Here is a 15,968-nt window from a genome sequence, read left to right on the forward strand (position 1 = left end):
CCGGACCGGGCCGGACCCGGTATCCCAAGTCTGGCCCCTGACGACGCACTGCTCATCCCGGGACACACTCGGCGTTCGGGCGGCATACGCCGCGAGCCGGCTGGAGGCCCGGCCCGACCGGGATTGCCCGAGGGAGGTCCGAGCCTCCGCATCGGCCTCGGACAGTGGCCTGGAGGTGTTGGGCGGGCCGTTGTCAGAGGCAGGGCCTAGCCTCGTCGTCGAAGGGCCGACTTCAGGAACCGGAGGGCAGGACCATGGCTTCGATGCCGCAGAAGATCACCACATTCCTCATGTTCGAGGGCCGGGCGGAGGAGGCGATGACCTTCTACACCTCGCTGTTCGAGGACGCGGAGGTCGTCGAGATCTCCCGCTACGGCGCCGACGGGCCCGGCGAGGCGGGCACGGTCGAACGTGCCACCTTCGCGCTCGCCGGCCAGCGGCTCATGTGCATCGACAGCTACGTCAAGCACGGCTTCGGATTCACCCCGGCGATGTCCCTGTTCATCGAGTGCGACACGGAGGCCGAGATCGACCGCCTCTACGGCGCCCTCGCCGATCAGGGCTCGGAGCTCATGCCGCTGGGCGCGTACGGTTTCAGCGCCAAGTTCGGCTGGGTGAACGACCGCTTCGGGGTCTCCTGGCAGCTGAATCTTGCCGAGTGACAGCGGCGCGGCGGCCGACGCCGGCCGCCCTTTCGCTCTCGGCGGACTGCCCGACCCGCACACCAGGTTCTGACAGGCTGGCCGCATGGAAAACAACATGGCCGTACGCCGACTCGACCTGGGGTACTTCGTCCGGCCCGCGTCGGAGACCGGGGGTCCGCAACCGCGGGTCGAGCCTGTGCTTGCCTACCTGGTCCAGCACGACCAGGGCCTGATCCTCTTCGACACAGGCATCGGTCGGGCAGACCCTGAGACCGAAGCCCATTACCGTCCCCGACGCCGGGACCTGCGGGACGCTCTGTCCGCGGCCGGAGTCGCCCTGTCCGACATCTCCCTCGTCGCGAACTGCCATCTCCACTTCGACCACTGCGGTGGGAACCCCCTTCTGGGCGGCAAGCCCATCCTGGTTCAGGACGTCGAGCTGACCACCGCCCGCAACGGCGACTACACCTTCGACGAGCTGATTGACTTCCCCAGCGCCCGCTACGAGGAACTCACCGGTGAGGCCGAGGTCCGGCCGGGGGTCTGGCTCATTCCGACGCCGGGGCACACCGAAGGACATCAGTCGCTGGTGCTTCGGCAGGCCGACGGCACGGTCGTCCTCGCCGGTCAGGCGCACGACTTCGCCTCCCACTTCGCATCCGACCAACTGGCCCGCCAGGCGGTACTCGACGGCGTGGAGCAGCCTCTCCCCGCCTACCCGCAGTGGCTGGAGCGATTGGCCGACTTCGACCCCCGGCGCGTTCTGTTCGCTCACGACTGCTCTGTCTGGGAGCCGGCACAGCGCAGCTTCCCGGGCGTGTAGACATGTAACGCCTGCCTGCGGTTACGCATCAGCCTCGGCAGGGTTTCTCAGGGGCCCCGCCCACCCGCATCGACTGCGTGAGTGCCGCCCCGCAGCGACAAGCCGCGCGGGCCCGACGCTCCCCCGAGCCCCATGCGCATGAGATGGCCCTCGCACGCTCAACCAACCTCTCCGCAAGCGGAGTTGCACCCTCGGCCCCTCCCCAAGGACGGCCGGGATGGACACAACGGCCAACCCCGCACCCAAGCAACACTTCCGGCGCCGGGCAGCAAGGCCCGGGAGGCCGTACGACAGGCGTACGACAACCCTCTTGCCAAATGGTCAAGGATCGTTGACCATTTGGCGCATGCCTGCCGACGAAGCTCCCGAGACGACGTTTCACGTCACCACCGACGAGCAGTTGCGTGCCGTCTCCAATCTCACTCGTCACCGGATCATGGCCGCGCTCCGCTTCGAGCCGGCGACGATCACCCAGATCGCCGAGCACGTGGGTCTCGCGAAGGGGAGTTCCAGCTATCACGTGCGCCTGCTCGAACGGGTCGGCCTCGTGAAGGTGGTGCGGACGCGGAAGGTGCGGGGGGTCACCGAGCGCTACTACGCGATGGCAGTGCAGTCGATCGCACTGCCGGATCCGGGAGCGGGGCAGCCGGACGTACTGATGCGACACGCGGTGGCCGACCTGGAGGCCGCGCCGGTCGACGGCGAGCGGCACGTACGGATGGCGCATCTGCGGCTCACCGAGGGCCAGTTCGCGGAGCTCGGTGCGCGGCTGCAGGCACTGGCCGACGAGTACCGGGGTTTGTCCGATCCGTCTCTTCCGGACGTCTCGCTCGTCTTCGCACTGTTCCGGCCGGCGGCGCGCGAGCAGACCAGAGAGGACACCAAGTGACAGCGGAAAAGGCGCAGTTGACGACCGGGTTCGGGCGCTTGTGGACCGCACAGACGGTGTCCTCACTCGGGGACGGGGTGTCGCATGCGGCGCTGCCGCTGATCGCGTTGACCCTGACGCGCGATCCGATGGCACTCGCCGCCGTCACAGCCGCCGGCACCCTGCCGTGGCTGCTCTTCGGGGTGCTCGGCGGCGCGCTGGTGGACCGCTGGGACCGGCGACGCACGATGTGGGTCACGGACGCGGCGCGCGCGGTGCTCCTCGCGATACCGGCGGCGGCGGCCGCGTTCGACGCGCTGAGCATTCCGCTGCTCGCGGCCGTCGCCTTTCTCCTCGGCCTCGGCGGCCTCTTCTTCGACACGGCCGCCACGGCGTACCTACCGGCGCTGCTGGGCCGCGACACCGCGGTCCTGGAGCGTGCCAACTCCCGTCTGCGCGGCGCCCAGACCGCGATGTCCGGCTTCGCGGGACCGCCTGCGGGCAGTGCTCTGCTCGCGCTCGGGCGGGCGGTCCCGCTGCTCGCCGACGCGGTGTCCTTCGCGCTCTCCGCACTGCTCGTACGGTCACTGCCCGCCTCGGCACGGCCCGAGTCGACGGCGCGCGACTCGCTGCTTCGGCAGGCGCGGGCCGGAGCGTCGTACGTCTTCCGGGACCGGCTGCTGCTCGGGCTCGCGCTCCGTCCGGCGGTCGGGAACATCGCCTTCCTCGCCGTGGAGACCGTGCTCGCGCTCTTCGCGCACGACCGGCTCGGCATCGCGGACTTCGGCTTCGGTCTGCTCTTCGCGGCGGAGGCCACCGGCGGTCTGCTCGGCGCCGGCATCGCCTCCTTCCTCGGCCGACGACTCGGCACCGGCGCCGCGTTGACGTGCACCGCGACGGTGGAGGGCCTGGCCATCCTCGGGCTTGCGGCCGCCCCGAACCCGTACGTGGCAGGGCTCGCGCTCGCCGTGTGCGGGGCGGGCATGGGCGCCACCATGGTGCTCGGGCCTTCTCTGCGGCAGGCGATCGTCCCGGCACACCTCATGGGCCGGGTCGCCTCCACCTCGCGCATGCTCGCCATGTGCGCGGCCCCGTTCGGCGCCTTCCTCGGCGGCTGGCTGGCCGACGCGTACGACATACGCACCCCGCTGTACGTCGCCGCCGGCCTCCTCCTGACCATGACGGCCGTGACGGCGACCATGACCAGCAACCGCCAGGTCGAGGCAGCGCTGCGCGCCGCCGCGTCGGCTGCTGACGCGGATGACCCGGAAACTCGGGGTCCTGTGCGGGAGGACGTGATCGGCGGCTCCTGACATGGATGCGCAGCCTTCTCGGGGGCCGGCACGGCTGCATGCGAGGACTGGCCCGCCGAGCCGGTCCAGGTCCTCGACCGCCGTCCCACGGCCGCGATGCTCACTGTGCAGCGCGAATGACATGATCGGCCCCATGAATGAGTTGCCGTTCGACGGGGTGCTGTGCGACTTCGACGGAGTCGTGCATCTCTGGGACCCCGATGGCATGGCCGCGCTGGATCGGGCCTGGGGGCTGGCCGAGGGGACGTTGGCCTCGACCGCGTTCGAGCCCGAGCTTCTGCATTCGGCCGTGACAGGCCGGCTCACGGACGAGCAGTGGCGGTCTCAGGTCGCAGACGATCTGACAGGGCTCTGCGGGTCGTCCGAGCGGGCGGGCGAGCTGGTGGCGACGTGGGGTGCGCTCACCGGCCGTGTCGATGCCGAGGTCGTGGACCTCCTCGACGTTGTCCGCCGGAGAGTGCCGGTGGTTCTCGTCTCCAACGCCACCACCCGGCTGGAGTCCTATCTCGCAGCGGTGGGGCTGGACCAAGCGTTCGACGCCGTGGTCAACACCGCCCGGATCGGCATGGCCAAGCCGGATCCTCGTGTCTTCGAGACCGCGGCCGAGCGGGTGGGAATCGATGCGAAGCGTTGCCTGTTCGTCGATGACACCCTCGGCAATGTCACTGCGGCCAGGGCCGCCGGCCTGACCGGTCTGCACTATCGCGAGATCGGTCAACTGCGGGCTGCCGTCCGGCCGTTGCTCGACATCGGGCTCGACGCGGGCCCCGGTGCGAGGCCCAGTACGGGGCCACGGCCCTGGAGTTCGGCGTCGCGTACCTGACGGGCGCCGGCGCACACATCACCGCGTGCCGGGCCCTCGGTCAGGTCGCGGCCCGGCCACCGATGGTCAGCTCGATGTCGTCTCCCCTTCGGGCGAACTCCCGGATCAGCCATGTGCGGGCTTCGATGGTGGTGCCGGCGCCGGTGGTGTAGGCCGAAACAGTGAGTACGGGGCCCACCGGCCGCGAGGGGTGCAACTCCGCCTCGGTGACCACGTCGTCGGACAGGCGCAGCTCCAGTTCGACCGGCCGCGGGTCCGCTGCGAAGGCAGTCGGATCGGAGAGCCCCTGAACCCGGCAGCGTGCACCCGGAAAGAGGTGCGTGTTGCCGCAGACGGCCAGGAACGCCTGCGCTCCGGCAGGTTCGGTGGAGGAGGACTGGGTCATGGCACGGCTCCGGCATCCGAGGGGCGGTGGACACGGCACAGTGTGGCGGCCCGGGCGGCCGACCGGCGGGTTTGCGCAGGCACGCCGCCCCGCTGCCACCCGGTCGGGCCTTTGGGGCCGAGCACGCCCTTCGCCGCGAGCGCCCTGCACTCAGTTCCGGGGCAGCAGACTGCCCAGGGGCCCGAGGTCCAGGTTGAGGTCCTCCGGAGTCAGGTCGTAGCGCTCGCACAGCTCAGCCATGCGGTCCTGGAGGATCATCAAGGTGAGGCCGATGCGCTCCTCCTGGTCCTCGGTCAGGTCCTCCTGGTCGACCCGGTGCAGCGCGGTGCGTTCCATCAGCTGACGCAGCAGCTCGACGATGGTGAGCACGAGCCGGATCAGGTCGCGTTCGACGGTGTCGGCGTCCGTGTGCAGGCGCGTCGCGGGAGAACCGTCTCCCGGGGGCACGGGGTCGGCCCTGAGGCCATCGGACACGGACGGCAGCAGGTCGAAGGCGCGCCGGAAGTCGTCGTCCTGGGCTGCCGCCGAGCTGCCGGCCTGTCGCGGGTCTGTCATGAGGTCTGCCTCCTGTGGGCCGTCGGCCGATGGACCTGTGCCCGTCTCACCAGGGAGAGGGGCTGTCCGGGGTGATCGAGTGGATGACGGCCCGCAGATTGATGCGTACGAGGTCGACGTCCGCCACCGATAGGACGAGGTCGCCGGTCAGGACGGCGCCGCCGTTGAGCAGCCGGTCGAGCAGGTCGATCAGAGCCACCTGCCGGCCGCCGAGCAGATCCTCGTCCGGCGCGTTACGGGCCCATGCGGGCTCACTCGACATGGGCTCGGCCTTCGTCCTGACCCCGGTCCCCGTCGTTCTCCGCGCCCTGGCCGGCGCCCGCCGCCTGCCCGGGCGCGGCGAAGGAGTACGGAGCCCAGGGCCCGGTCACCTCGACGTGCACGCCCGCCGCCGCGTCGCCCAGGGCCGTCAGTTCGTCCCGGAACGCCGCCGCGTGCTCGACCGGAACGAGGTAGGCCTCATTGCTGATGTTCTCGCCGGCCTTCGTCGCCAGCGGGCCGCCCTGCTGCGGGCGGTGGGCGACGCGGTCGCGGGCGAACGCCGTCGCCGTTTCCGTCACCCGGGCAGCGACGGCTCCGGCGGCGCGGAACGCGTCCTGGCGGCTGCGGCGCTGCGCGCGCCGCTCCTGGAGAAATGCCCGGCCAGGGCTGACGGGGGCGCCCGACCCGGCCGACGGTTGCGACACCGAGGAGGAAGGCCGGGCCTCCGGCGCGGCGAGCGCGTACACCTTGACGCCCCACTCCTGATGATCCGTCAAATGATCGAGCAGCGGCCCGAATTGGGCGAATCCCTCGTGCAGCATCTCCGCCACGCGCTCGGTGTCCACGTAGACGGTTGCCAACCGCATGGGCAGCACCGTGGTCCGGGCACCGGCCTGGGCCACGACACCGTCGTGGATCCGGGCGAGCGTCTCCAGCCGGTCCAACTGTTCCAACTGGGCCTTCAGCGCCTGTTCGTGAAAGTCCGCGGCAGGCACGGGCGAGGCCAGAGCGGCAAGCCCCTCGCACTCTACGGCGCGCAACGGCTCGCCGTAGAGGCCGGTCGTCTCACGCGCCACGGCCCGGATCGCCTCATCGGCGCGGCCCACGGCGTACACGTACCAGAGCTGGTCGCCACCGGTCGCGGGAAGAGCCGACGACGGCGCTGCTATGTGGTCAGGCATCCCGGTCCTCCTCCGCCTTCTCGCCCCGCGCGCCGGCCGGCAGACCGGCGGCCGCACGCAACTCGTCCAGCTCGGCCCGCAGGCGGGCGTTCTCCGCCTCCAGTCCGTCGCGTGGCGGCGGCGCGGCGGCGGCTGGGCCCGAGTGCGCGCGGGACGACAGCGAGGGGTCGTGCTCCCACCAGTCGATGCCCATCTCCTTGGCCTTGTCGACGGAGGCGACGAGCAGCCGCAGCTTGATGGTCAGCAGCTCGATGTCCAACAAGTTGATCTTGATGTCACCGGCTATGACAATGCCCTTGTCCAGCACACGTTCGAGGATGTCCGCCAGGTTGGCCGACGATCCCTGCGGCTGGCCGTAGGGGGATGCCCCGGTCGAGCCGCCCAGCCGCCCGGAGATGGATTCAGACATGTGGTGGCCTCTCTTCGTTCCGCTCGGAGCGGGTGTCGCTCAGCCGAGTTCCTGCTGTCTTCGCTTGAACTCCTCCATGCGGTCCAGGAGTTCGTCCTCACGGCGGTCGTGCTCGTCCTCGTCGATACGGCCTGCCAGGAGCTCGCCCTCCAGCGCCGCGAGCTCCTGGCGGACCTTCTCGGGGTCGTAGTACTCACGCTCCGCCGTCTCGGTCACCTGCTCCAGGACCCAGAAGGTTCCGCGCAAAGGTGCCAATGGCAGGGTGAGCAACTGCGAGACAAGTCCCATGCGATGCGTCGGCCTCCTTCCTGAGGCACCCTGGGGGGGCGACCCTCAGACGAAGCTGTAGGGCGGCAGCGGACCGCGCAGGGTGAGCTGAAACACCGGTTCCAGGTGCTTGGCCATCTCGTCGACGCGGTCGCAGAACGCCGCGGCGGAGGAGCGGGGCACGAGGAACGACACGTTCAGGAAGTGCGACTCGGGCACGTCCGCCGTCGCGTACTGCTGCGCCGAGGACGTGAGGCCGTTGATGATCGTGCTCGCGTCACGCTTCTCGAGCCGCTCCACCTCTTGGGAGATGGCCTGGCCGAGGGCGACCTTGTCGCCCTGCGCCTGGGGGTTGTTCCTCGTGCGCTCGTTGAGGTCGCGCACCAGGTCCGACTCGGAGACCACCTCGCGCAGCAGGTCGCTCTCGTCCCGCGAGGCCTTGAGGTTGTACTCGATGCAGTCGCCGATCGCCTCCAGCCGGTGGAGGTAGGCATCGGCCTGGGCGTCCAGTTCGGCGAGCACGGCTTCGTCGCTCGGTCCGACGAGCCCGAAGCGCATGGGCAGGACGGAGCCGTCGGCCAGCAGGCGCTCCTGGACCGCCTGGTGGGCCAGGACATCGCGGCGCTTGGCGCGCAGGTCCTCCGGGGCCTCACTGACGACGGCGGTCAGCTTGCCGCTGCTGAGCGTCCGGAGCGCGCTCGGCTCCTTGCCGACGCCCTGGAGACCGTCCAGGTCGAGCGGCCGGTCGGCGGGGAGGATGGCATAGATGTAAGTGGACACGGATCAGGCCTCTCGACTGCGGCTTGTGGTGCGACGGCTTCCGGAGGACGACTTGCGCCGAGCGGGCTCTCGCTCGTCATCGTCGTCGCCCCCGCCCTTCAGGGAGTCGGATATCGCCTCGACCGCACCGCTCAGTGCTCCTTTGGTCTTGCCGTGGGCCCCGCTCTCCGTGGCATCGCCGACCAGGTCGGTGATCTTGGAGGGGGCGTTCTTGCCGGACTCCAGGTCGAGGCGGTTACAGGCTTCCGCGAAGCGGAGGTAGGTGTCGACACTGGCCACCACGACCCGGATGTCGATCTTGAGGATCTCGATGCCGACCAGGGAGACACGGACGAGCGTGTCGATCACCAGACCGCGGTCCAGGACCAGTTCGAGGACGTCGTAGAGGCCGGAGGAGCCGCCACCGGACCCTCCGGCCGGAGCGCTTGCCTGCGGTACGACACTCATGGCGAGGCCTTTCTGTTGCTGATGTTGCGCTACACGATTTCGGTACGTGATTCATTCATGCGGAGTTCCATGCGGAGTTCGACGCATCCGTACGATTCCGTACGAGGCCGCACGATTCCGCACAGGTTGTCGCGCTGAATGCTGAATTCGGAACGGGCGCGCGCAGAATCCCCCCGCGGGTACCACGGTGTTCTCAGCGGTCCACCGCACCGCGCTGATAGCGACGGGTGCGCTCGTACCCGGTGAGTTCCCCCCGCTCGTCCAGCTGGACTCGATAGGAGGCCATGACGCTGCTGGTGTCAGGAATCCTTTCCAGCTCCAGTACCTCGATGTCGGCCGTCCAACCGGAATCGGACGGTTTGATCGCGGACACCGAACCGGAGGGGCAGCGCAAAAGGTCGCAGAGTTCCTCGACGGCGTTGCCCATCACCACGCGCATGGACGGCTTCGACGGGGGACGCTTGGCCCGCGGCCGAGTCCGCTCGCTCTCCCGCGGCTCCGACTTCTCGTCCGTCGCCGCCGGCCTTTCCCCACTTCTTCCCGAAGCCCTCTTGGCGGTCGTGTTCGAGGCCGTTTCGGAGGCCATGCGATGCTCCTTTCGTTACTGCTTCCGCACCACCGGGTCAGCTTTTCCCATGTGCGTGTCGTGGCCGCTTGCCCGCCTTCGGACGTCATATGCCCCTACGCCGATGTCGAATGTGTGGGCAGGGTCAACGCATGCGTGCCGAATAAGCGGGTAGCGCGCGAGGGCGGCGCGGCTACCACGGCCCGGCCTGGCGTCCGGCCGCCTCCGACGCCTTCAGACGGCGGGGACGCGATCAGACGACGGGCAGGAGTCGTGGGCGTGCTCGGGTCCACGGGCGCCGGTGCGGGCGAGGGCCGTCCGGACCGGGGGCCGGAGGCATCCCCGACGAGGGATCCTCCGCCCCGCTCGGAAACGACACCGCGAGGACGTGGGCGGCTGCCGCCGGTCCGATGCCGCTGCGGTACGCGGGCTCCTGGTCAGCGCCGGGAAGCCGTGCGTCGCCGGCGCGGCTGCTCTTCCTCGTCGGGCTGCTCCGCGTCGTCCTCCGCGTGGTCGTCGTCCGCCTCGTCCTCGACGTCTTCGTCGTCGAGGTATTCGAACTCGTCTTCCTCGTCTTCCTCGTCGTCCACGGGCTCGGCGTCCTCGGCCCGACCGTTGTGACCCTCGGGCAGTTCGTCCTGCTCGTACTCGTCGTCGTCGGCCCGGGGGCGCGCGTGCCGGTCGTCGTCGTGACCGTCCTCGCCCTCGTCCTCGTACTCGTCGTCCTCGTCGTACTCGGCCTCTTCGTCGCCTTCGAGTTCGTCGTCCGGGACGCCTCCGTCGGCGTACTCATCCGTGTCCTGCTCGTCGACCCCGTCGACGTCCTCGGCCGAATCGGCGGCCTGGTCGTCATGCAAGCCGTCGGAACCGGTCCGGTCGCTGTCCTCCTCCTGCGCCACCGCGTCGTCGTGGCCGAGCACGACCTCGCCGTCACGGATCTCCCCGCGCCAGCCGTCCGTGGCCTCGCCGCGCATCATGATGAACTTGCGGTACAGCTTCAGGTCGAGCCGCGCCCGCCTGCCCTGAGCGCGCCAGATGTTGCCCGTCTTCTCGAAGAGCCCCTGGGGGAAGTACTCCAGATTGAGCAGCACCCGGGTCAGGTTGTCCGTGATCGGGTGGAAGGTGACGACACCCTTGACCGTCCCCTTCGCACCGTCCGTGGTCCAGGCGATGCGCTCGTCGGGTATCTGCTCAGTGACGTTCGCCTTCCAGCTCCGAGTCGACTTGGCGACCTTGACCCGCCAGTTGCTGGTGGTGTCGTCGCTCTTCTCGACACTCACGACGCCCTTGGCGAACGTGCTGAACTCCTGGAACTGGGTCCACTGGTCGTAGGCCTCCCGCACGGGCACACCGACGTCGATGTCCTCGACGATGTTGACGCTCTTGGAGCCGCCACCACCCTTGCCGCCCTTGCCCTTGAAGAGCCCCGTCACCTTGTCCTTGAGGGCGTCGCCACCCGCGGAGAGCGCTGCCTTGGCCGGCGAGCCGCCTTCCGCGAGCACCTTGCCGCCCTTCGCCAGATGCTTCATGAGGCCGCCGGAGGAGTCATCGCCGTCGCCGCGGCCCTCTCCCAGCTTGGCGAGGCTGTTGCCCAGCTTCTCTCCGAGCCCACTGACCGCGTGCTCCGCGCGTGTCTGGAGGTAGTTCCCCAGCTCTTCCTTGAGGCGGCCGGCGGCGGGGTTGCCCGTGATCCGGTCCTTGATCGAGTCAGAGGTCTGCTCAGGCATCGTCGCCCCCACGCGTGGAGGTCTTACGGGCGGCCGTCTTACGCGCCGGGGCCTTGCGGCTCGACGACTCCGTGGCCTTGCGTGCCGTTCCACTTCCCGAGCTTCCCGAGCCGCCGCGCGAGCGGGTGGAGCCCTCGGTGGTCTTGCGGCGCGGGCGATCGGCGGCCTCGTCGTCGGACGCCTTGCTCGAACCCTTCGCCTGAGACCGCGACGCACCGCCGGTCTTGCCGCTCTGGCGAGCGGCGGGCTTGCGGCGCGGCGTCTTCGCGGGCTCCTCTTCGTCGTCCGCGTTCTCCGCGTCTTCCTCGTCGGCACCCTCGTATTCGTCGCCGTCGTGCTGCTGCGCCTCGTCGTCCTGGCTCAGCTCTTCGGATTCGTCTTCCGGCTCGTCCTTCTCGTCCTTGGCGGAGACCACATGTCCCTGAAGGACTTGAGTGCGGTCGCGCAGATTGTCGGCCAGCGATCCGGCGCGCTTGGTGAGCGCGGCCGCGGCAGCGCTCTTGGTGGCGCCCACCAGCTCCGTGCGCACCTGGTCACTGAGACCCGCCAGCACCGGATTGTCCGTGATCATCTGGCGCAGTTGCTTCGGGTCCAGGCTCAGCTTCTTCCCGGCCAGATACATGCCCAGGCCCAGAGCCAGACGAGCCTTTTTGGTGCGGCCGAGCAGGTATCCCCCTGCAACTGCCACCCCTATCTTGGCGCTGTCGTTCATTCTCTCCACCTCAGTTCTGTTCGGACGAATGCCGATATCGAGCCGTCGACTGCGATTCCGACCATTCCGACCCCGAGTACCCGCATGCCTGCGTCGACCGCCGGGCAGCTGTGTCCCTTCACCGCGTCACCGCGTGGAATGCAATGAGCTCGACGTGCTTCAGCGGTGCTGCGGCTCTGACAAATCAATGCCTGGAACCTTGTCACGGCTCCGGGACGGGTATCGCGGGGGCTCTACCTTTTCCGGCGCCTTGAAGGGCATCGGGACTTACGCAATGCCCCCTGCTGGACCGGGTTCTCCCGGCGACTGCCCGCCTGCGCCACATTCACACGGTGTCGAAGGCATACGAATCCGAGGACGGATGTCTGACATGTGCCAGGGATTTCCGGGTACTGGTGCGTTTTCGTTCCACTCACCGGGAAGCCCCGGGCAACCCCGGTAGCTCGCCGGAAATCTTGTGGAGTCGGCAGCGCTTACCACTCTTGCGGCAACACGAACAGGTGCCGGTTCGTCGACAGCGGCGGCAAGCGGGTCAGCGAGCGTGTACCGGCGCCCGTCGTCCGGCAGTCAGGGTCGCCGGTCGGGCGGGTGCTCATCATCTCGCCCGCCGATCTGCGGATCGCTGCCGGGGACGGACGTCTGGCGCGGCCGAGGGGTTCGATGAAGCGTCGGCGGATCTCGTCGCCGTACGGGTGGCCGGTCACCCGTACGGCGAGCATCCCGGCCGGCAGGTAACCCGCTTTGGAATAGCTCCAGTTGGCGCCGGGCTCGAACGCCGGAGCGTGAGCGAGCGCAAGTTTCACGAGGTCATGCTGCCGGTCCGGAACCGGCCGTCCCCACGCATCGGCGCGTGGCTCGTCACGTCCGTATCACCGCTGGACAGCGCCGTGCCGCCCGGCCGGCTCCCCGGCGCGACAAGTCCACCGGGGCTGCTGTCCGCCGTGGTCGGCCGGTTCAGGAGCGCGCGGAGTGGCCGGCGGTGGTGGCGCGCACGGTGTCCTGCCACACCGAAGGGGTGTCGCCCGACGCACATGCCGTGCCGCCCGCCACAGCGACCAGTGCGAGCGCGCGCCGCCCTTCGACGCGCGGCTTCCGGATCGCTTCGGGCCCCTCCCCCTCGGCAAGGGCCCCAGCGTCTACGAGCGGCTCGTCTGCTTCACCGGCTTCAGCGACTTCAGCGACTTCACCCGCTTTACCGACTCGCCTACTTCACCGCGAGCAGGTCCACGACGAAGACGAGGGTCTCGCCGGGACGGATCGCCGCTCCCGCTCCGCGGTCGCCGTAGCCCAGGTGCGCCGGGATGACCAGCCGGCGTCGGCCGCCGACCTTCATGCCCTTCACTCCCATGTCCCATCCCTTGATGACCTGACCGGCCAGCAGGTCGAACTCGAAGGGCTCACCCCGGTTCCAACTCGCGTCAAATTCCTGGCCCGTCGAGTGGGCCACCCCGACGTACTGGACGGAGACCCGGCTCCCCTTCACGGCCTCGTCCCCCTCCCCCACCCACAGGTCCTTGATCTCCAGGAACTGCGGCGCCTGGCCACGGGGAACCTCAACCACGGGCCGTTCCAGATCCCTGCTCATCGCCCACACTCCCAATCTTCGGGCCCACGAGGTCCGGGGCCACGTCTCGCGTCGGCGCTGGCCATCCAGCGCGACACGCACCACGCTACCCACCTCCGGATGCGGACCCGCCACGGGATGCGGCCGCCGGTGGCCTCAAGGGCGGCGTCGGGGCCGACTCGGCAGCGCTCGCCGATCAGGATGTGCCGCGGCTTCGTGCCCGGCGTTCACGCCTCGGCCCGGCCGCCCGGCGCAGGTGCGTCGGTCGCTCCGCCCCGGGGGTCGAAGGGGCACTGCCACTGGTCGTCCGTGCGCATGCCGGAGTACTGGCGCACTTCGGACGACTCGCCGAACTCGGCGAGGTTGGGGTTGATGGAATCCTGCAGTCGCATCTCCCGCTCACGGATGCGGCGTTGGAGGCCCCCGTAGACGCCGTTGTCGACCAGCCGACGGAACTGGTGGTGCGAGTTGAACGCCATCGCCGGGAACGGGAAGCGCCGGGTGATCCTCGACGCGTTCTCGTGCAGGCCGACGACGAAGAACGGGTGTCCGGCGATGCTGAAGCCGAACTTCGGGGAGTCCGGGTCCGGGTCCGCACCCTCCGCCCAGGGGTAGCCGCGGTCCGCGTCGTAGGCGTGCAACTCGGTCAGTTGCCGCCACAACTGGGCATGGAATTCGGGCTCCGGGAGGGCGAGGGGCCCCTCGAAGACAGCGACGATCGTGGCGAAGTTCTGCTCGGGATTGAGGTCGTTCTCGACGAACTCGGCCAGCGCGGCGTGGAGTTGGGCGGTCGCCTTCTCGGTGCCCATGGCTCCTACGTGGACTTGGCGCAGGCTTTCCCGGCGCAGTGCGGACTTGGCGCCCAGGCAGGAGAACTCCTCGCTCTCGATCCAGGCCGTCAGCTGCTCATGGACGGGCATGACTGTCATGACTCTCTCCTTCGGCGTTTCGGCTGTCGTGTGCTGTCGCGCTCGGTCCTGTTGGTCGGCTGCCCCGCGCGGCAGCCCGGCCGTGCGGCAGCTTTCAGGGGCCTGTGGTTTCAGAGCCGTACGATGCGGGCGGCCGCGGCCCGGGCGTCAGTCGCCGTCAGCAGGTCCGACGGGCGCAGCCGGAAGCCGTGTTCGCGCAGTGTTCCGCTCACCCGCAGGGCGACGAGCGAGTCCCCGCCGTGGGCCAGGAAGTCGTCGTCGGGGCCGAAGTCCGGCGCGCGGAGCAGGGTGCGGATCAGCTTGAGGAGCAGGGCGAGGTCGGCGGACACTTCGGCAGCGTCGGTGTCCACGACGCCGACGTCGGCCCCGGGCTCCGCATCGGCCCCGGACTTCGCGACGGCCGCGGTCGCCTCGGCCTCCGGCGCGCTGGAGGCGTACGCGTCCGCGAGCAGGGCGGCCACCGCCCGGCGGTCGATCTTCCCCGAGGCGGTGAGCGGGAGCGTGTCGCGGACGCGTATCAGGCCGGGAACCAGATGGGAGGGCAGACGCCCGCGCAGCTCCTCCCGAATCTGCTCGGCCGTCGGGCCGTCCGCGATCACGGAGAGCGCGGCGGCCAGGATGCGCCCACCGGTGCCCGACCCGTCGTCGAGTGCCACCGCGGCGGCGGCCGTGACCCCTCGTGTGTCGGTCAAGTGCCGGTCCACTTCGTCGAGTTCGATCCGGTAGCCGCGGACCTTGACCTGGTTGTCGAGGCGGCCGATGAACTCCAGCGCGCCGTCGGGGTGGCGCAGGACCAGGTCGCCGGTGCGGTACATCCGCGCGCCCGGCACCGAACCGAAAGGATCGGGGTGGAAGCGTTCCTCGGTGCGCAGCGGCTCCCCGAGGTAGCCCTCGGCCAGCGGGCTTCCGCCGACCCAGAGCTCGCCCGGGCTGCCTACGGGGACCGGACGCCGATCGGCGTCCAGGACGTGGAGCCGCCGGTTCCCCACCGGGCCGCCGATGGGCAGGCCGGCCGTCGGCGGGAGCGGCTCGTGCGCCGGCAGGACGAAGGCCGTGCAGGTGACCACCGTCTCGGTGGGGCCGTACCCGTTGATCAGCGTGGAGTGGCCGAGCGGCCCGTTCCGGTGCACGTGCACGTCGTTGGTGCCCGCCGCCTCTCCGCCGATGACGACGGTATGGACGCCCTCGAAGGAACACCCGGAACTCTCCGCACCTTGCATCTGCGCACACAGCAAGCGCCAGTACGAGGTCGGGAGTTGGAGCACCGATACACCCAACTCCCGTACTTGGTTGGCGAGTTCCGCCGGGCTCAGTGCCCGGTCCTTGGAGTCGAGGAAGGCGACCGTGCCGCCGACGGCGAGAGTCGGCCAGATCTCCTCCTGGGCGACGTCGAAGCCGAGCCCGGCGAACTGGAGCACCGTGTCGGTGTCGCGCAGTCCGAGGAGGCCGGCGATGGCGGTGGTGTGCTCGGCGAAGGCGTCCTGGCCGACGAGCACGCCCTTGGGAGTTCCGGTCGAGCCCGAGGTGTAGATGACGTAGGCGCCCTCGTCCCGCGGGCCCCCGGTGACCGAAGGGGCCGCGCCTGTCAGGGCCCGGGGGCCGTCGCCATCGATCACGGCACGGGCTCGGGAGCGGTGCAGCAGGTGGTCGCGGTGGGCATCGGGCGCCGAGGCGTCCATGGGCAGGAAGGCGGCGCCGACGTGCCAGCACGCCAGCATGGCGGCGACCGCACCGGGGCCCGAGGGCAGTCGTACGCCGACGACGTCACCGGCGCCGACGTCGAGCGCAGCCAGTTCCGCGCCCGCTTTCTGCGCACGCTCCCAGAGCTCGGCGTAGGTGATGTCGGCAGCGGCGGTGCGCAGAGCGACGCGTTCGCGGACCGTCGCGTCCGGGTGTCCGGCCCGCGCGGCGATCCGGTCGGCCACGCGCGACGGGGCGGCGGCAACGGTGATGGGGGTGGCCGGGTCGGGGATGATGCTGGTGGAGGTCATCGG

19 protein-coding genes and 1 pseudogene are annotated in these 15,968 nt (G+C 69.9%); 5 read left to right on the forward strand and 15 right to left on the reverse strand.

The genetic code is table 11. The annotated features are described in order from the left end of the window. Window positions 1–263: 263 nt before the first annotated feature. The 5 genes from IE267_RS11330 to IE267_RS11350 all read left to right on the forward strand — a co-directional run bounded on the left by IE267_RS11330 (window position 264) and on the right by IE267_RS11350 (window position 4,471). Entirely contained in the window at window positions 264–662 is a 399-nt protein-coding gene (locus tag IE267_RS11330) for a VOC family protein (protein WP_229861015.1), read from the forward strand. A gap of 85 nt (window positions 663–747) precedes the next feature. Next, entirely contained in the window at window positions 748–1,467 is a 720-nt protein-coding gene (locus IE267_RS11335; RefSeq protein ID WP_167151573.1) for an N-acyl homoserine lactonase family protein, read from the forward strand. A gap of 346 nt (window positions 1,468–1,813) precedes the next feature. Continuing rightward, window positions 1,814–2,356, forward strand: coding sequence for an ArsR/SmtB family transcription factor (locus tag IE267_RS11340; protein ID WP_189763100.1), 543 nt, complete (start codon window positions 1,814–1,816; stop codon window positions 2,354–2,356). A 17-nt stretch (window positions 2,357–2,373) separates the two neighbouring features. After that, complete coding sequence (locus IE267_RS11345) at window positions 2,374–3,648, forward strand: MFS transporter (protein ID WP_373304546.1); 1,275 nt, start codon at window positions 2,374–2,376, stop codon at window positions 3,646–3,648. Window positions 3,649–3,781: 133 nt separating this feature from the next. Beyond that, entirely contained in the window at window positions 3,782–4,471 is a 690-nt protein-coding gene (locus tag IE267_RS11350) for an HAD-IA family hydrolase (RefSeq protein WP_189763102.1), read from the forward strand. Between the two features lie 40 nt (window positions 4,472–4,511). Here the strand turns inward: IE267_RS11350 and IE267_RS11355 are convergent, their stop codons facing one another. The 15 genes and pseudogenes from IE267_RS11355 to IE267_RS11425 all read right to left on the reverse strand — a co-directional run bounded on the left by IE267_RS11355 (window position 4,512) and on the right by IE267_RS11425 (window position 15,965). Then, window positions 4,512–4,856, reverse strand: coding sequence for a hypothetical protein (locus IE267_RS11355; RefSeq protein ID WP_189763103.1), 345 nt, complete (start codon window positions 4,854–4,856; stop codon window positions 4,512–4,514). Window positions 4,857–5,006: 150 nt separating this feature from the next. Beyond that, the gene (locus tag IE267_RS11360; protein WP_189763104.1) at window positions 5,007–5,411 is read right to left on the reverse strand and encodes a gas vesicle protein K; all 405 of its coding nucleotides are present in this window, start codon (window positions 5,409–5,411) and stop codon (window positions 5,007–5,009) included. Between the two features lie 46 nt (window positions 5,412–5,457). Continuing rightward, window positions 5,458–5,673 carry a gas vesicle protein gene (locus tag IE267_RS11365; protein ID WP_167151583.1) on the reverse strand — a complete coding sequence of 72 codons (216 nt, stop codon included), beginning with the start codon at window positions 5,671–5,673 and terminating at the stop codon, window positions 5,458–5,460. Beyond that, on the reverse strand, window positions 5,663–6,574 hold the full coding sequence (locus IE267_RS11370) for a GvpL/GvpF family gas vesicle protein (RefSeq protein ID WP_189763105.1): 912 nt from the start codon (window positions 6,572–6,574) through the stop codon (window positions 5,663–5,665). The genes IE267_RS11365 and IE267_RS11370 overlap by 11 nt, the downstream gene beginning before the upstream one ends. Continuing rightward, window positions 6,567–6,983: a gas vesicle protein gene (locus IE267_RS11375; RefSeq protein ID WP_167151588.1), complete on the reverse strand. Its 417-nt coding sequence runs from the start codon at window positions 6,981–6,983 to the stop codon at window positions 6,567–6,569. Before IE267_RS11375 ends, IE267_RS11370 begins: the two co-directional genes overlap by 8 nt. 39 nt (window positions 6,984–7,022) lie before the next feature. After that, the gene (locus tag IE267_RS11380) at window positions 7,023–7,271 is read right to left on the reverse strand and encodes a gas vesicle protein GvpG (protein WP_161257570.1); all 249 of its coding nucleotides are present in this window, start codon (window positions 7,269–7,271) and stop codon (window positions 7,023–7,025) included. 45 nt (window positions 7,272–7,316) lie between these two features. Beyond that, a complete protein-coding gene (locus tag IE267_RS11385) occupies window positions 7,317–8,030 on the reverse strand; it encodes a GvpL/GvpF family gas vesicle protein (RefSeq protein ID WP_167151590.1) in 714 nt (237 codons plus the stop codon). Window positions 8,031–8,033: 3 nt separating this feature from the next. Further along, entirely contained in the window at window positions 8,034–8,477 is a 444-nt protein-coding gene (gene gvpJ / locus IE267_RS11390; RefSeq protein ID WP_189763106.1) for a gas vesicle protein GvpJ, read from the reverse strand. Between the two features lie 193 nt (window positions 8,478–8,670). Next, window positions 8,671–9,063, reverse strand: a complete 393-nt coding sequence (locus IE267_RS11395; RefSeq protein WP_189763107.1) for a gas vesicle protein GvpO — start codon at window positions 9,061–9,063, stop codon at window positions 8,671–8,673. Between the two features lie 416 nt (window positions 9,064–9,479). Continuing rightward, window positions 9,480–10,769, reverse strand: a complete 1,290-nt coding sequence (locus IE267_RS11400; protein WP_189763108.1) for an SRPBCC family protein — start codon at window positions 10,767–10,769, stop codon at window positions 9,480–9,482. After that, window positions 10,762–11,481 carry a hypothetical protein gene (locus IE267_RS11405; RefSeq protein WP_189763109.1) on the reverse strand — a complete coding sequence of 240 codons (720 nt, stop codon included), beginning with the start codon at window positions 11,479–11,481 and terminating at the stop codon, window positions 10,762–10,764. The genes IE267_RS11400 and IE267_RS11405 overlap by 8 nt, the downstream gene beginning before the upstream one ends. Window positions 11,482–11,954: 473 nt before the next feature. After that, a pseudogene (locus tag IE267_RS11410) lies at window positions 11,955–12,293 on the reverse strand (serine hydrolase); the annotation flags it as partial. Window positions 12,294–12,685: 392 nt separating this feature from the next. Further along, window positions 12,686–13,066: an FKBP-type peptidyl-prolyl cis-trans isomerase gene (locus IE267_RS11415; RefSeq protein WP_161257553.1), complete on the reverse strand. Its 381-nt coding sequence runs from the start codon at window positions 13,064–13,066 to the stop codon at window positions 12,686–12,688. A gap of 206 nt (window positions 13,067–13,272) precedes the next feature. Further along, window positions 13,273–13,974 (reverse strand): guanitoxin biosynthesis heme-dependent pre-guanitoxin N-hydroxylase GntA, encoded by a 702-nt coding sequence (gntA, locus tag IE267_RS11420; RefSeq protein WP_229861017.1) that lies wholly within the window; start codon window positions 13,972–13,974, stop codon window positions 13,273–13,275. Between the two features lie 110 nt (window positions 13,975–14,084). After that, window positions 14,085–15,965 (reverse strand): non-ribosomal peptide synthetase, encoded by a 1,881-nt coding sequence (locus IE267_RS11425; RefSeq protein ID WP_189763111.1) that lies wholly within the window; start codon window positions 15,963–15,965, stop codon window positions 14,085–14,087. Between the last annotated feature and the right edge of the window lie 3 nt (window positions 15,966–15,968).

This window comes from Streptomyces xanthochromogenes (genome assembly GCF_014650455.1).
Taxonomy (GTDB): domain Bacteria; phylum Actinomycetota; class Actinomycetes; order Streptomycetales; family Streptomycetaceae; genus Streptomyces; species Streptomyces xanthochromogenes.

Coding starts and splice junctions, on each gene's coding strand:
- IE267_RS11330 (WP_229861015.1), top strand. CDS start 264: ATGCCGCAGAAGATCACCACATTCCTCATGTTCGAGGGCCGGGCGGAG.
- IE267_RS11335 (WP_167151573.1), top strand. CDS start 748: ATGGAAAACAACATGGCCGTACGCCGACTCGACCTGGGGTACTTCGTC.
- IE267_RS11340 (WP_189763100.1), top strand. CDS start 1,814: ATGCCTGCCGACGAAGCTCCCGAGACGACGTTTCACGTCACCACCGAC.
- IE267_RS11350 (WP_189763102.1), top strand. CDS start 3,782: ATGAATGAGTTGCCGTTCGACGGGGTGCTGTGCGACTTCGACGGAGTC.
- IE267_RS11355 (WP_189763103.1), bottom strand. CDS start 4,856: ATGACCCAGTCCTCCTCCACCGAACCTGCCGGAGCGCAGGCGTTCCTG.
- IE267_RS11360 (WP_189763104.1), bottom strand. CDS start 5,411: ATGACAGACCCGCGACAGGCCGGCAGCTCGGCGGCAGCCCAGGACGAC.
- IE267_RS11365 (WP_167151583.1), bottom strand. CDS start 5,673: ATGTCGAGTGAGCCCGCATGGGCCCGTAACGCGCCGGACGAGGATCTG.
- IE267_RS11370 (WP_189763105.1), bottom strand. CDS start 6,574: ATGCCTGACCACATAGCAGCGCCGTCGTCGGCTCTTCCCGCGACCGGT.
- IE267_RS11375 (WP_167151588.1), bottom strand. CDS start 6,983: ATGTCTGAATCCATCTCCGGGCGGCTGGGCGGCTCGACCGGGGCATCC.
- IE267_RS11380 (WP_161257570.1), bottom strand. CDS start 7,271: ATGGGACTTGTCTCGCAGTTGCTCACCCTGCCATTGGCACCTTTGCGC.
- gvpJ (WP_189763106.1), bottom strand. CDS start 8,477: ATGAGTGTCGTACCGCAGGCAAGCGCTCCGGCCGGAGGGTCCGGTGGC.
- IE267_RS11395 (WP_189763107.1), bottom strand. CDS start 9,063: ATGGCCTCCGAAACGGCCTCGAACACGACCGCCAAGAGGGCTTCGGGA.
- IE267_RS11400 (WP_189763108.1), bottom strand. CDS start 10,769: ATGCCTGAGCAGACCTCTGACTCGATCAAGGACCGGATCACGGGCAAC.
- IE267_RS11405 (WP_189763109.1), bottom strand. CDS start 11,481: ATGAACGACAGCGCCAAGATAGGGGTGGCAGTTGCAGGGGGATACCTG.
- IE267_RS11415 (WP_161257553.1), bottom strand. CDS start 13,066: ATGAGCAGGGATCTGGAACGGCCCGTGGTTGAGGTTCCCCGTGGCCAG.
- gntA (WP_229861017.1), bottom strand. CDS start 13,974: ATGACAGTCATGCCCGTCCATGAGCAGCTGACGGCCTGGATCGAGAGC.
- IE267_RS11425 (WP_189763111.1), bottom strand. CDS start 15,965: ATGACCTCCACCAGCATCATCCCCGACCCGGCCACCCCCATCACCGTT.